The organism is Methylibium sp. Pch-M (assembly GCF_004136295.1).
In the GTDB taxonomy this organism is placed as follows: Bacteria; Pseudomonadota; Gammaproteobacteria; order Burkholderiales; family Burkholderiaceae_C; genus Methylibium; species Methylibium petroleiphilum.
Genome location: NZ_CP029606.1, coordinates 1548364 through 1561386 on the forward strand (window position 1 = coordinate 1548364; position 13023 = coordinate 1561386).

13 protein-coding genes are annotated in these 13023 nt (G+C 72.5%); 7 read left to right on the top strand and 6 right to left on the bottom strand.

Annotated elements, in window-relative coordinates; translation table 11 throughout:
* Positions 1-150 precede the first annotated feature (150 nt).
* Positions 151-1644, top strand: a complete 1494-nt coding sequence (locus tag C1M51_RS07390) for a diguanylate cyclase domain-containing protein (RefSeq protein WP_129448877.1) — start codon at positions 151-153, stop codon at positions 1642-1644.
* A gap of 43 nt (positions 1645-1687) precedes the next feature.
* Here C1M51_RS07390 and C1M51_RS07395 read toward each other — a convergent pair whose 3' ends face one another.
* From C1M51_RS07395 to C1M51_RS07415, 5 genes are all read right to left on the bottom strand, one after another.
* A complete protein-coding gene (locus tag C1M51_RS07395) occupies positions 1688-2398 on the bottom strand; it encodes a hypothetical protein (protein ID WP_129448878.1) in 711 nt (236 codons plus the stop codon).
* Between the two features lie 9 nt (positions 2399-2407).
* Entirely contained in the window at positions 2408-2857 is a 450-nt protein-coding gene (locus tag C1M51_RS19060; RefSeq protein WP_207207812.1) for a hypothetical protein, read from the bottom strand.
* Between the two features lie 25 nt (positions 2858-2882).
* The gene (locus tag C1M51_RS07405) at positions 2883-3419 is read right to left on the bottom strand and encodes an MOSC domain-containing protein (protein ID WP_129448879.1); all 537 of its coding nucleotides are present in this window, start codon (positions 3417-3419) and stop codon (positions 2883-2885) included.
* Positions 3416-3778 (bottom strand): DUF1304 domain-containing protein, encoded by a 363-nt coding sequence (locus C1M51_RS07410; RefSeq protein ID WP_129448880.1) that lies wholly within the window; start codon positions 3776-3778, stop codon positions 3416-3418. Before C1M51_RS07410 ends, C1M51_RS07405 begins: the two co-directional genes overlap by 4 nt.
* A 168-nt stretch (positions 3779-3946) precedes the next feature.
* Positions 3947-4540 (bottom strand): Lrp/AsnC family transcriptional regulator, encoded by a 594-nt coding sequence (locus C1M51_RS07415; protein ID WP_129448881.1) that lies wholly within the window; start codon positions 4538-4540, stop codon positions 3947-3949.
* Positions 4541-4669: 129 nt separating this feature from the next.
* On the opposite strand from C1M51_RS07415, the gene C1M51_RS07420 reads away from it, so the two are divergent.
* On the top strand, positions 4670-8230 hold the full coding sequence (locus C1M51_RS07420; protein WP_129448882.1) for an indolepyruvate ferredoxin oxidoreductase family protein: 3561 nt from the start codon (positions 4670-4672) through the stop codon (positions 8228-8230).
* Positions 8227-9141, top strand: coding sequence for an NUDIX hydrolase family protein (locus C1M51_RS07425; RefSeq protein ID WP_242499996.1), 915 nt, complete (start codon positions 8227-8229; stop codon positions 9139-9141). The genes C1M51_RS07420 and C1M51_RS07425 overlap by 4 nt, the downstream gene beginning before the upstream one ends.
* A 29-nt stretch (positions 9142-9170) precedes the next feature.
* On the opposite strand, the gene C1M51_RS07430 is transcribed toward C1M51_RS07425, so the two are convergent.
* Positions 9171-10253 (bottom strand): phospholipase A, encoded by a 1083-nt coding sequence (locus C1M51_RS07430; protein WP_129448883.1) that lies wholly within the window; start codon positions 10251-10253, stop codon positions 9171-9173.
* A gap of 189 nt (positions 10254-10442) precedes the next feature.
* Between C1M51_RS07430 and C1M51_RS07435 the strand changes: the two genes are divergently transcribed.
* From C1M51_RS07435 to C1M51_RS07450, 4 genes are all read left to right on the top strand, one after another.
* A complete protein-coding gene (locus C1M51_RS07435) occupies positions 10443-11003 on the top strand; it encodes a cytochrome b (protein WP_129448884.1) in 561 nt (186 codons plus the stop codon).
* Between the two features lie 28 nt (positions 11004-11031).
* Entirely contained in the window at positions 11032-11616 is a 585-nt protein-coding gene (locus tag C1M51_RS07440) for a YceI family protein (RefSeq protein WP_129448885.1), read from the top strand.
* A 67-nt stretch (positions 11617-11683) separates the two neighbouring features.
* The gene (locus C1M51_RS07445) at positions 11684-12256 is read left to right on the top strand and encodes a YceI family protein (protein WP_129448886.1); all 573 of its coding nucleotides are present in this window, start codon (positions 11684-11686) and stop codon (positions 12254-12256) included.
* A gap of 59 nt (positions 12257-12315) precedes the next feature.
* Positions 12316-12912 carry a YceI family protein gene (locus C1M51_RS07450; protein WP_129448887.1) on the top strand — a complete coding sequence of 199 codons (597 nt, stop codon included), beginning with the start codon at positions 12316-12318 and terminating at the stop codon, positions 12910-12912.
* Positions 12913-13023 lie beyond the last annotated feature (111 nt).

Here is a 13023-nt window from a genome sequence, read left to right on the forward strand (position 1 = left end):
ACGTGGCGCAAGCCGTGTGCCACCGATCGATAGGCGCAGCAAGGGTTTGCCCGGGTGCCGGACCGGTGTTGCAAGCGCTTGCCGACAGGCGCCACGTCGCCGGCTATCCTCGATCGTCGTGATGCTCCGGCCGCCAGGCCGTCCGTCGACATGCCCGCTGTTCCCGCCGCCCGCGCCAAGAACGACGCCGATCGTGTGGCGCACCTGCGCCGCTTCGAGATCCTCGACAGCCTGCCCGAAGGCGCCTACGACGACATCGTGGCGCTGGCCTCGCAGATCTGCGGCGCGCCGATCGCGCTGATCTCGCTGGTCGACGCCGAACGCCAGTGGTTCAAGGCCCGCGTCGGCCTCGAGGCCCAGGAGACCCCGCGCGACCTGGCCTTCTGCGACCACGCGCTGCTGCAGCCGGACGCGGTGTTCACGATCCCGGATGCCCATGCCGACCCGCGCTTCGCCGACAACCCGCTGGTCACCGGGCCGCCGCACATCCGCTTCTACGCCGGCGCACCGATCCTCGTGGAGGGCGGGCTGCCGATGGGTACGGTGTGCGTCATCGACACGCAGCCACGCATGCTGGCGCCGGCCCAGGCCGCGGCGCTGCAGGCCCTGGCACGCCAGACCGCGGCGCTGCTGGCGCTGCGTGCGCACACGCGCCTGGCGCAGCAGCAGGCGGCCGAACTGGCGCAGACCTCGGCCGAGGCGCAGCGCGAGCGGCAGCGCAGCGCGGAGCTGCTGGACCTGGTGCTGCGCGGCGGCAACCTCGGCCTCTGGGACATCCACGTGCCCTCCAGCGCCTGGACCGCGAACGCGCGCGAACTCGAGATGCTGGGGCATGCCGCCGACGAGGCCGGGCCGCGCACCACCGACTGGCGCACGCTGATCCATCCCGACGACTGGCCGCAGGTGCGGGCCGCGCTGCAGGCTCACCTGGGCGGCGCGGCGCCGGCCTTCCAGTGCGAGCACCGCATGCGGCATCGCGCGGGCCACTGGATCTGGGTGCAGAGCCATGCGGTGGTCGTCGACCGCAGCGCGGACGGGCAGCCGCTGCGGGTGGTCGGCACGCACCGCGACGTGACGCGCCGCAAGGAGGCCGAGGCGGAGATCGAGCTGGCCCACGCGCGGCTGCAGCAGCTGTCGACGACCGATGCGCTGACCGGGGTGGGCAACCGGCGCCATTTCGACGACTGCCTGGCCCGCGAGTGGGCGCGCAGCGCGCGGGCACGCCAGCCGCTGGCGCTGCTGATGATCGACATCGACCACTTCAAGCTCTACAACGACCGCTACGGCCACCCCGCCGGCGACGACTGCCTGCGCCGCGTGGCCGAGCTCATCACCGCTTGCGCGCGGCGCGGCGGCGAGATCGTGGCGCGCTACGGCGGCGAGGAGTTCGCGGTGCTGCTGCCGGGCACATCGATCGATGGCGCGCGGGCCGTCGCGCAGCGCTGCCTGCAGGCGCTGCGCGACGCCGCGATCGAGCACCCGGCGTCGCCGACCGACGGCGTGGTGACGCTGAGCATCGGCGTGGCCGTGCGGGTGGCGGGCAAGTCGATCGAGCCCAAGGCCCTCACCGACGCGGCAGACGCCGCGCTCTACGAGGCCAAGCGCGGCGGCCGGGACCGGCTGGCCGTCGGTACCGCGGGCTGAGCGCGGCAGCGGTGCCGCGCGTCGGCGCCGCGGGTCGATGGGATCAGGGCAGCGTGACGCGCATCTGCACCACGTAGCGCCGGTCACGCGCGATCTCGGCGCTGGACAGCACGCCGCGTTCGCTGCGGCGCTCGCTGCCGCCGTCGCTGGCGACGGTGACCCACTCGCCGAGCGGCAGCTGCACCGTGGTCAGCAGGCCGGCGCGGTCGATGCTGCCCTCGGGCTGGGGCTGGCCGCGGAAGTCGTAGCGCGAGGGCATGCCGCCGGAGGCCAGCGCGCTGGCCTCGGTGCGCACTTCCACCGTGACCGGCGAGCCGCCGCCGGGCCAACGGGGCCGCACCGCGACGCTGCGCCCGGTGTCGACGTAGCTGCTGCCGGCGATCGCGCCGGGGCCGCTGGGCGTCCACACCACCTCCAGCCAGGTCAGCGGCACCGACGCGCCCACGTTCAGCAGGCCCTGACCGCCGTTGAGCACGAGCAGCCGGTGCTGCGCATCGCCCGATCGGTCGCCGCTGCGCGACTCGAGCGTCACGCCGGCGCGGCCGGACACCTGGCCGTCCGGCCCCACCGTCACCGCACCGTCGCGCAGGCCGCCGCCGCTGGCGGTGAAGCGGGACTCGTCGCCCTGGCGCACCTCGACCAGCAGGTTGCGCTGCGGCAGCGCAGCGGCCGGCGGCGCCGCGGCCACGACGCCGGGGAATACAAGCGCGGCCAGGCCGAGCGCACGCAGGAAGGCAGGCAGGAGGCGAGACATGTGCCGAGCTTAGTCCGCCGCGCGCGGAGTGCGTCTTCGCGCCGGCTGGCGGCGCCGTGGCGCCGGAACGGCCGGCGGGGCCGCGTGGCGGGCGAGCAGCGCCGCCAGCGCCTCGGGATCGCTCTGCGCCAGGGCCTCGAGCGCCGCTGCCGCTGCTTCGCGCCGCTCACCACGCTGTCGGTCCTTGATCATCGCCACATCGTCGGCCAGCGACTGCAGGCGGCGCAGCGCGGCCTGCCCTTGCGTCGCGCGTTCCGGCGTGGCGTCGGGCTGCTGGCCGAGCACCACCTCGCTGAGCCAGCCGAGCTGCTTGCCGTAGCTGGCCACGTCGAACACCGCGCGTTCGACGTCGGCGTCGCCGGCCGTCGGGCGGATCCCGCTGAAGAGATCCTGCGTGACCGCACCGCTCAGCGGAAAGTGCAGCTGCGGCGCCCAGTGGAGCCAGAACCAGGGAAACATCGGCCATCCTCCTCGTCGGTCGTCGTCATCCGCCGGGTGGCGCGAACTCGCACACCACCGCGTCGCCCAGGTGCAGCATGCCACCGGCCAGCACCCGCGCGGTGACACCGCCATGCCCGCGCACCGCGCTGTAGCCCCCCGGACCGAGCGCCTCCTCCATGCGCGAGCAGGGCTCGCAGGGGCCGCTGACCTCGAGCAGCACCTCGGCGCCGATGCGCAGGCACAGCGGCTGGTCGCGGAACAGCGTGCGCGCGGCCAGCAGGTTCAGGCCCGACACAACGAGGTTGCGGCGCAGCGCATCGGCCGTCACCTCCGGCCGTCCCGCCAATGCGGCGATGACCGGCAGGTGCTCGGCCTGCAGCAGCGTGACCTGGCGCTTGCCGCCCAGGCCGCGCCCCGTGGCGCTGCGGTCGCCCTGCAGGCCGAGGCCGGCGAGCGCCTGCACGGACGCCACCGCCTGCACCGGCGCGCGGCGCTGCGGGCGCAGCAGGATGGCGTCGAGCCGTCCCGGCTGCGCGTGGCGGCGCGTCAGCTCGCGCAGCGACGGCGCGGCGTCGCTCACCGACCGGCCAGCCACAGCAGCGCCAGCCCGACCGCCGCCGGCAGCGCCTGCACATAGAGGATCTTGCGGCTGGCGGTGGCCGCACCGTACAGGCCCGCCACCAGCACGCACAGCAGGAAGAAGACCTTCACGCCGGTGCCGGCGTCGCCCAGGCTCAGGCCCCAGAACAGGCCGGCGGCGAGGAAGCCGTTGTAGAGCCCCTGGTTGGCGGCCAGCACTTTGGAGGCCGCCGCCGCTTCCGGCGTCTGGCCGAAGGCGCGCAGGCCGGCCGGCTTGTCCCACAGGAACATCTCCAGCACGAGGATGTAGACGTGCAGCAGCGCGACGAGCGCCACCACGGTGTCGGCGAGCAGGGCCATGAGCGCATCTCCTGAAGCGGGACCGGGGCGCCGGCCGGGGCCGTGCGCGGCCCGATGATGCCGCGCGGCGGGCGCGCCGGCGACCGGCTCTCAACGAAACGCCGGGCCGCCCCGAGTTTCCTGGACCCCCGCGGGGGGCGGGCCGGGCGCAGCCCGCCCTGGGAGTGCTCAGTGGCGCCCGGCGCGCTCCAGGTGCTGCAGCGGCAGCGCCGCGCCGGCCTTCACCTCGCCGAGCGAGAAGCTGGTGTGCAGGTCCTTGAAGTTGGGCAGGTTCAGCAGCGTCTCCAGCGCCAGCGCCGAGAAGGCGTCCAGGTCGGTCGTCATGACCTGCAGCTCGAAGGTGCCCGATCCGCTGATGTAGTGGCAGGCGATGACCTGCGGGATGCGGCGGATCGCCTCCTCCAGCGCGCGCGTCGCCGCGGCCGTGTTGCGCTCGGCGTCGACGCGCACGAAGGCCAGCACGCCCAGGCCGATCTTGCGGCGGTCGATCTCGGCACGGTAGCCGCGGATGTAGCCCTGCGTCTCCAGCCACTTCACGCGCCGCCAGGTCGGCGCGGTGGACAGGCCGATGCGCGCGGCCAGCTCGGCGTTCGACAGCCGCGCGTCCTGCTGCAGCGCGCCGAGGATCGCAACGTCGTAGCGGTCGAGCGCGGCGTGCGGCGCGTCGTCGCCGGCCGGGTCGGGTGCGGCCGCTGCAGCAGCCGGCCGCGCCAGCGATCGGGCGATTCGGGTTTGCCCTGAAGTCTGCTTTTTCGATGCCATTCGTTTCTTTCCTCGCAAATTTGAGCAACAACGTTGCTCCAAGCATGCCCCAGCGGGCACACAAAGAAAAGACTTCCCCGCACGCTTTGCCTACACTGCCCGCAGGCCCGCCGCAGGAGTTCCGCCGCCATGAATGCGCCCCTTCCCGAGTCCATCCGTCGCGCCCTCGAGACGGTCACGCTCGACGACAAGTACGCCCTCGAGACCGGGCAGGCCTTCATGAGCGGCGTGCAGGCGCTGGTGCGCCTGCCGATGCTGCAGCAGCAGCGCGATGCCGCCGCCGGGCTGGACACCGCGGGCTTCATCAGCGGCTACCGCGGCTCGCCGCTGGGCGGCTACGACCAGGCGCTGTGGCAGGCCCAGAAGCACCTCGCGGCCCACCAGGTGGTGTTCCAGCCGGGCGTCAACGAGGAGCTGGCCGCCACCGCGGTGTGGGGCACGCAGCAGCTCGACCTCTATCCGCAGAGCCGCAAGCACGACGGCGTGTTCGGCATCTGGTACGGCAAGGGCCCGGGCGTGGACCGCTGCTCCGATGTCTTCAAGCACGCCAACATGGCGGGCACCGCGAAGCACGGCGGCGTGATCGCGATCGCCGGCGACGACCACATCGCCAAGAGCAGCACCGCGGCCCACCAGAGCGACCACATCTTCAAGGCCTGCGGGCTGCCGCTGTTCTTCCCGGCCAGCGTGCAGGAGATCCTCGACATGGGGCTGCACGCCTTCGCGATGAGCCGCTTCTCCGGCGTGTGGGCGGGCATGAAGACCATCCAGGAGGTGGTGGAGTCGTCCGCATCGATCTCGGTCGACCCCGACCGCGTGAACATCGTGCTGCCCGGGGACTTCCCGATGCCCGCCGGCGGCCTGCACATCCGCTGGCCCGACGCGCCGCTGGAGCAGGAAGCGCGGCTGATGAACCACAAGTGGTACGCGGCACTGGCCTATGTGCGCGCGAACCGGCTCAACCACACGGTGATCGACTCGCCGCACGCGCGGCTCGGGCTGATCTCCAGCGGCAAGGCCTACAACGACACGCGCCAGGCGCTGCACGACCTGGGCCTGGACGACGCGGCCTGCCGCCGCCTCGGCATCCGGCTGCACAAGGTGGGCGTGGTGTGGCCGCTGGAGGCCACCATCACGCGCGAGTTCGCCACCGGCCTGCAGGAGATCCTGGTGATCGAGGAGAAGCGCCAGGTCATCGAGTACCAGCTGAAGGAGGAGCTCTACAACTGGCGCCCCGACGTGCGGCCCAACGTGCTGGGCAAGTTCGACGAATCGGAGGGCGACCTGTCGGGCGGCGAGTGGAGCCAGCCCAATCCCAGCGGCAACTGGCTGCTGCGCGCCCAGGCCGACCTGACGCCGGCGATCATCGCCCGCGCGATCGGCAAGCGGCTGCTCAAGCTCGGCGGCCTGGACACCGACACGCGTGCCCACGTCGAGGCGCGGCTGGCGCTGATCGACGCGAAGGAACGCGCACTGGCCGCGAGCACGCAGGACACCGGCGACCGCGCGCCGTGGTTCTGCAGCGGCTGCCCGCACAACACCAGCACCCGCGTGCCCGAGGGCTCGCGCGCGGTGGCCGGCATCGGCTGCCACTACATGACGGTGTGGATGGACCGCAGCACCACCACCTTCTCGCAGATGGGTGGCGAGGGCGTGAGCTGGGTCGGCCAGGCGCCGTTCACCACCGACCGCCACGTGTTCGCCAACCTCGGCGACGGCACCTACTACCACTCGGGTCTGCTCGCGGTGCGCCAGAGCATCGCGGCGAAGGTGAACATCACCTACAAGATCCTGTTCAACGACGCGGTGGCGATGACCGGCGGCCAGCCGGTCGACGGCACGCTGCGCGTGCCCGAGATGACCCGCGAACTCGACGCCGAGGGCGCGAAGCGCATCGTCGTGGTGACCGACGAGCCGCGCAAATACGACGGCGTGGCCGGCCTCGCGCCCGGCGTGACGGTGAGGCACCGCGACGAGCTCGACGCGGTGCAGCGCGAGCTGCGCGAAATTCCCGGCTGCACCGTCCTCATCTACGACCAGACCTGCGCCACCGAGAAGCGGCGCCGCCGCAAGCGCGGCACGCTGGCCACGCCGGCCGAGACGGTGGTCATCAACGAACTGGTGTGCGAGGGCTGCGGCGACTGCTCGGTGCAGAGCAACTGCCTGTCGGTCGAGCCGGTCGAGACGCCGTTCGGCCGCAAGCGCCGCATCAACCAGAGCAGCTGCAACAAGGACTACTCCTGCCTGAAGGGCTTCTGCCCGAGCTTCGTGACGGTGACCGGCGGCACGCTGAAGAAGCCGCAGCGCGACGCCGCGCACGACCCGCACCGCGGACCGCCGTTGCCCGATCCGGTGCTGCCGCGGGCCGACAGCGCCTGGGGCATCGTGGTCGCCGGCGTCGGCGGCACCGGCGTCATCACCATCGGCCAGCTGCTCGGCATGGCCGCCCACCTCGAGGGCAAGGGCGTCGTCACGCAGGACGCCGCCGGCTTGGCGCAGAAGGGCGGCGCGACCTGGAGCCACATCCAGATCGCCGACCGGCCCGAGGCCATCTACTGCACCAAGGTCGGCACCGCCGAGGCCGACCTGGTGATCGCCTGCGACCCCATCGTCGCGGCCAAGAAGGACACGCTGGCGGTGATGCGCGAGGGCCGCACCCACGTGGCGCTGAACACCCACGGCGCGCCGACCGCGGCCTTCGTCGGCAACCCCGACTGGCAGTTCCAGGGCGGCCGCTGCGAGGCGGTGATCGAGCAGGCCTGCGGCGGCGCCGCGCAGGTGGGCAAGTTCGACGCCGACCGGCTGGCGACCGCGCTGCTCGGCGACGCGATCTACACCAACCCGCTGATGCTGGGCTACGCCTGGCAGAAGGGCTGGGTGCCATTGGGCGAGGCCGCGCTGCTGCGCGCCATCGAGCTCAACGGCGTGCAGGTCGAACGCAACCGGGCCGCCTTCGCCTGGGGCCGGCGCGCGGCGCACGACCTGGCCGCGGTGCAGGCCCTCACCGCGACGGCGCAGGTGATCGCCTTCGTGAAGAAGCCCGCGCTGGACGAGCTGCTGGCCACGCGCGTCGACTTCCTCACCGGATACCAGAACGCGGCCTACGCGCAGACCTACCGCGCCTTCGTCGACACGGTGCGCGCCGCCGAGGCGCCGCTGCAGTCGACCCGGCTCGCCGAGACGGTGGCGCGCTACCTGTTCAAGCTGATGGCCTACAAGGACGAGTACGAGGTGGCGCGCCTGCACGTCGACCCGGCCTTCCACGCGAAGATCGCCGCGCAGTTCGACGGCGAGGTGAAGCTGGGCTACCACCTGGCGCCGCCGGGGCTGGCGAAGAAGAATGCCCGCGGCGAGCCGGTGAAGCGGCGCTACGGCCCGTGGATGCTGGGCGCCTTCCGGCTGCTCGCGCGGCTCAAGGGCCTGCGCGGCACGGCGCTCGACCCCTTCGGCCGCACCGAGGAGCGGCGCACCGAGCGCGCGCTGGTCGGCGAGTACCGTGCCTGCATCGAGGAGCTGCTGGCGACGCTGGACGCGCCGCGGCTGGCGCTGGCGGTGGAGATCGCGGCGATCCCGGAGGACATCCGCGGCTACGGCCACGTGAAGGCCCGCCACCTGGTGGCCGCGCGGGCGAAGTGGAGCGGCCTGATGGCGCGCTGGCGTGCCGGGTCGCCGCAGCGCGCGGCAGCGTGAGCGGCACCCGCCCTCCGGCGTCGGATGCACCCCCCGACCTGCGGCGCGACTTTCCTGCCATCGATGCGGCGCAACGGCACGACGCCGCCGCGCGCCGCCCGCTCCACCTGGGCGGCCGGGCCGTGGGCTCGGTCGCGGCCGGCGCGCTGCCGGCGCTGCGGGCGCACGCGCCCTGGTTGCAGGAACGCGACGACGGCGCGCTGGACACCGCGCTGCACGGCGCCGCGCTCGACGCCGCCTTCGCCGCCACCCACGCGGCCTTGCGCGCGCAGGGCCTGATCACCGGCTGGCGCGACGAGACCTATGCCATCGTGCCGGCCTGGGGCGCGCCGGTGCTGGCGCGGATCGAGCGCGCGGCGGCGCGCTTCTGGGGCACGCTGACCTTCGGCGCGCATGCCAACGGCTACGTCGCCGGGCCCGACGGCCGCCCGAGCCACCTGTGGATCGCACAGCGCTCGCCACACAAGGCCACCGACCCTGGCCAGTTCGACAACCTGATCGGCGGTGGCGTGCCGCACGGCCAGACGCCGTTCGAGACGCTGGTGCGCGAAGGCTGGGAGGAAGCGGGCCTGGCCGCCGACCTCGTGCGCCGGGCCACGCGCGGCCGGGTCATCGACCTGCAGCGGGCGCTGCCCGACTGCGCCGGCCACGGCCTGCAGCGCGAGCAGCTGTTCGTCTACGACCTGGCGCTGCCGCCCGGCCTGCAGCCGTGCAACCAGGACGGCGAGGTCGCCTCGCTGCAACGGCTGCCGGTGGCCGAAGCGCTGGCACTGGCGGCCGGCGACACGATGACGGTCGATGCCGCGCTGGCGACGCTGGATTTCGCGCTGCGCTGGCGACTGCTCGGGGAGCGCGAGCATGCCGCGCTCACGGCACGCACGGCCGGGCTGTTCGGCGCCATGCCGGACTGAGCGCGCGTGGAGCGCTCGTCCATGGCGCCTCAGAACTCGAACAGCGTGAGCCCCAGCCCCAGGCTGGTCTGGCGGAAGTTGTAGTCGAGCAGGGTCTCGCCGTAGCCGCTGAACAGCTGCACGTACCAGCGCAGCGCGCGCGGGCTGCCGGGCTCGACCGGGTAGGTCCAGTCGAACTGCACCGCGCCGCGCCGCAGGTCGCGGAAGTTGGTGCGCCACAGCAGCGCCGCGGTGGCGCGGCCGGGGGTCCAGTTCAGCGTCACGTCGCCGCGACCGCGGTAGCTGGTGAGGTCGGGGTTGTCGTCGTCGTCGGCGTTCTCGCGCACGCGCCGGTTCAGGCGCAGCGCGATCGAGACGTCCTCGCGCTCGAAGCCGGCGCCCGCGTAGACGCGGTTCCAGCTGCGCGACAGCGGCTTGGTCTGGCCGTTGGACTGGTGGGCGAAGGCCAGCATGCCGTAGCGCCACTGCCAGCCCCACGGCAGCGCCCGCAGACCCTCGGGCACCGGCACCACGTACATCACCTCGGGTTCGTAGTCGCTGCTGCGGAAGGGCGCGGAATCGCCCTTGTTGTAGAGCTGCCAGAGCGACTGCTGCGTGTAGCCGACCCAGAGGTCGGCATCGGGCAGCAGCACGCTCTGCGCGACCTTGGTCCGCAGCGAGAGCTGGAACTTGGCCTCCACGCGCTTGTAGTCGCCGAGCTCGGCCGTGCGGTCCGGGCTGGGGCTGGAGGGACGGGTGTTCAGGCGCGTGGTCACGTGCACCGGCAGCAGGAAGTTGGGCCGGTAGCCGGTGAAGTTGAAGGTGCCGCGCTTGTCGGCGCGGTCGAGTTCCCAGTACTTGGACAGGAAGCTCGGTGCCGGAGTCGGCGGGCCCTGCAGGCCGTTGCCGCCCACCTCCGGTGCCGGCCGGGCGACCACGTCGGGCGTGCGGCCGGCCGGCACCACCGGCACCGGCGGCGCCTCGCGGCCGGCCAGCCGGTCGTAGCAGGCCAGGCGCAGGCCGTCGTCGGTGAGCGCCGCGCAGTCGGCGAGCGCAGGCGCCGTTGCCTCCTGCGCCGACACGACGGCCCAGGGCCAGGCCAGCAGCAGGACGGAGAGGGCGGTCGACTTCATGGGCAGTGGCCAGGCGGCTCGGGTCGGGGAAGCCGGCCGATTCTGCGGGACGGCAGCGATCCGGGCAGGGGCACGGGGGCTTGGTGCATCAATCTCTTGCATTTTTTTGAAGTAACGCGACAAGCCCTGTGAACTTGCGGGCCCCAAACAATCACTACAGTGCGTGCACTTCGACGCCCCGATTCCTGCATGAGCCTGCCGACCGTCAGCCCCCGCTACTCCGCCCCCGCGATCGCGCTGCACTGGCTGCTGGCGCTGGCCATCCTGGGCAGCATGGGCCTGGGCTGGTACATGAGCGACCTGCCGTTCTCGCCGCAGCGCCTGAAGTTCTACAACTGGCACAAGTGGGCCGGCATCACGATCCTGGCGCTGTCGCTGCTGCGCCTGCTGTGGCGCCTGACGCACCGCCCGCCGGCGCTGCCGGCACCGATCGCCACCGCGATGCCGTCATGGCAGCTGCGGACCTACCACGCCACCCACCACCTGATGTACCTGCTGTTCTTCGCGGTGCCGCTGGTCGGCTGGGCCTACAGCTCGATGGCCGGCTTCCCGATCGTGTGGTTCGGCGTGCTGCCGCTGCCCGACTTCGTGCCGGTCGACAAGGAACTGGCCAAGCTGGTGAAGCCGGTTCACGCGATCCTGGCCTACACGCTGCTGGCGCTGGTGGTGCTGCACGTGGCGGCCGCCCTGAAGCACCAGTTCGTCGACCGCGACGGCCTGCTGGACCGCATGCGGCCGCGCCGCGCCTGATGGATCGATCGATTTCCGAGGACCCCGCATGAGAAGACGCTTCACGCTCCCCCTGATGTTGCTGGCCGTCGCCGGCGCGGTGGCCGCCGCCCCGGCGCGTGCGCAGGCCCCCGCCGCGAAGCTGCTGCCGGCGCAGAGCGAGATCGGCTTCGTCAGCAAGCAGATGGGCGTGCCGGTGCAGGGCCAGTTCAAGAAGTTCGACGCCCAGGTCAGCTTCGACCCGAAGCAGCCCGCGAGCGGCAAGATCGCCTTCGCGATCGACACCGGCAGCGCCACCATCGGCGACCGCGACACCGATGCCGAGATGAAGAAGGGCGACTGGTTCGACACGGCCAAGTTCCCGCAGGCCACCTTCCAGTCCACCGCCATCAAGGCGCTGGGCGGCGGCAAGTTCGAGGTGGCCGGCAAGCTCGCGATCAAGGGCAGCAGCCGCGACGTGCTGGTGCCGGTCACGCTCACCCAGGCCGGCGGCACCAGCACCGCCACCGGCGCCTTCGCGATCAAGCGCCTGGAGTTCAAGATCGGCGCCGGCGACTGGGGCGACACCTCGATGGTCGCCGACGAAGTGCAGGTGAAGTTCAAGCTCGCCCTGACCGGCGTGGGCGCGCTGTGACCGGCGCGCGCCCTCCCCGTCCTCCTTTCCGACCGCTCCTCAACCCTCCCCCTTTCAGGACCCCAGAATGAAGAAGCCCCTTCTCGCCGCCGCCGCCGTCCTCGCCTGCTTCGCCGGTGCGGCCCAGGCCCAGAGCGCGAGCTACGCGATCGATCCCGGCCACACCTTCGTGACCTTCGAGGTGCTGCACTTCGGCACCTCCACCGCACGCGGCCGCTTCGACAAGAAGGAAGGCACGGTGCAGTTCGACCGTGCCGGCAAGACCGGCAAGGTGGAGATCAGCATCGACACCGCGTCGATCAACACCGGCGTCGCGGCCTTCGACAACCACCTGCGCAACGCCGACTTCTTCAACGCGGCGATGTTCCCGACCGCCAAGTTCGTCTCCGACAAGTTCGTCTTCAGCGGCGACAAGGTCAGCGAAGTGAGCGGCACCCTGACGCTGCTGGACAAAAGCCAGCCGGTCACGCTGAAGGCGGTCAACTTCAACTGCTACGAGAACCCGCGCCTCAAGCGCGAGGTCTGCGGCGGCGACTTCGAGACCACCCTGCAGCGCAGCCAGTTCGGCATGAACTACGGCCTGCCCAGCATTCCCGACAGCGTGCGCCTGACGGTGCAGATCGAGGCGGTGAAGCAATAAGAGTCCGCACGGCCGTCAGGAGAGGCCGCGCGCAGCCCCCGCCCCGGCACCCTCGCCGCATGCGTCTCCTCCCCGCTGCCGTCCTTGCGCTCGGACTGTCGAGCCTGGCCCTCGTCGCCACGCCGGCGGCGGGCGAGCCGGCGCGCTACACCCTCGACCCGGCGCACAGCTGGGTGCAGTTCGAGCTGTCGCACTTCGGCACCTCGACGATCCGCGGGCGGTTGGGCCCGGCCGAGGGCAGCGTGAGCCTGGACCCCGGCGCGGGCCGCGGCGAGATCGGCGTGACGATCCCGATGGCCTCGGTGAGCACCGGCCTCGCGGCGTTCGACAAGCACCTGCGCGACGCCGAGCTGCTGTCGACCACCGAGCACCCGACCGCCTGGTTCGTCTCTCGCGACCTGCGCTTCGACGCCGGCCGGCTCACCGAGCTGCGCGGCGAACTGACACTGCGCGGCGTGAGCCGCGGCCTGACCCTCACCGCGACGCGCTACGCCTGCCACCGCCACCCGGTGCTGCAGCGCGAGGTCTGCGGCGGCGACTTCGAGGGCCGCCTCCGGCGCAGCGACTTCGGCATCGACTACGGCCTGCCCTTCGTGCGGGACGAGGTGACGCTGCGGGTGCAGGTGGAAGGCGTGCGCGGCGACCCGGCGCCCTGAACCGGGCCGGCCCCGCTCGGGGGCGATCCCCCTCGACGGTGGGAGGGCCAAAGTCGCACACTCGCGAGAACATCGCGGCCGCGCCGCGCACCCTGCGCCGCGCGCCTGCCC

Bases quoted from the DNA above. Each gene is read 5' to 3' on its own strand.
- C1M51_RS07420 (WP_129448882.1), top strand. From the start codon at position 4,670: ATGAATGCGCCCCTTCCCGAGTCCATCCGTCGCGCCCTCGAGACGGTC.
- C1M51_RS07430 (WP_129448883.1), bottom strand. From the start codon at position 10,253: ATGAAGTCGACCGCCCTCTCCGTCCTGCTGCTGGCCTGGCCCTGGGCC.
- C1M51_RS07440 (WP_129448885.1), top strand. From the start codon at position 11,032: ATGAGAAGACGCTTCACGCTCCCCCTGATGTTGCTGGCCGTCGCCGGC.
- C1M51_RS07435 (WP_129448884.1), top strand. From the start codon at position 10,443: ATGAGCCTGCCGACCGTCAGCCCCCGCTACTCCGCCCCCGCGATCGCG.
- C1M51_RS07395 (WP_129448878.1), bottom strand. From the start codon at position 2,398: ATGTCTCGCCTCCTGCCTGCCTTCCTGCGTGCGCTCGGCCTGGCCGCG.
- C1M51_RS19060 (WP_207207812.1), bottom strand. From the start codon at position 2,857: ATGTTTCCCTGGTTCTGGCTCCACTGGGCGCCGCAGCTGCACTTTCCG.
- C1M51_RS07445 (WP_129448886.1), top strand. From the start codon at position 11,684: ATGAAGAAGCCCCTTCTCGCCGCCGCCGCCGTCCTCGCCTGCTTCGCC.
- C1M51_RS07450 (WP_129448887.1), top strand. From the start codon at position 12,316: ATGCGTCTCCTCCCCGCTGCCGTCCTTGCGCTCGGACTGTCGAGCCTG.
- C1M51_RS07390 (WP_129448877.1), top strand. From the start codon at position 151: ATGCCCGCTGTTCCCGCCGCCCGCGCCAAGAACGACGCCGATCGTGTG.
- C1M51_RS07410 (WP_129448880.1), bottom strand. From the start codon at position 3,778: ATGGCCCTGCTCGCCGACACCGTGGTGGCGCTCGTCGCGCTGCTGCAC.
- C1M51_RS07415 (WP_129448881.1), bottom strand. From the start codon at position 4,540: ATGGCATCGAAAAAGCAGACTTCAGGGCAAACCCGAATCGCCCGATCG.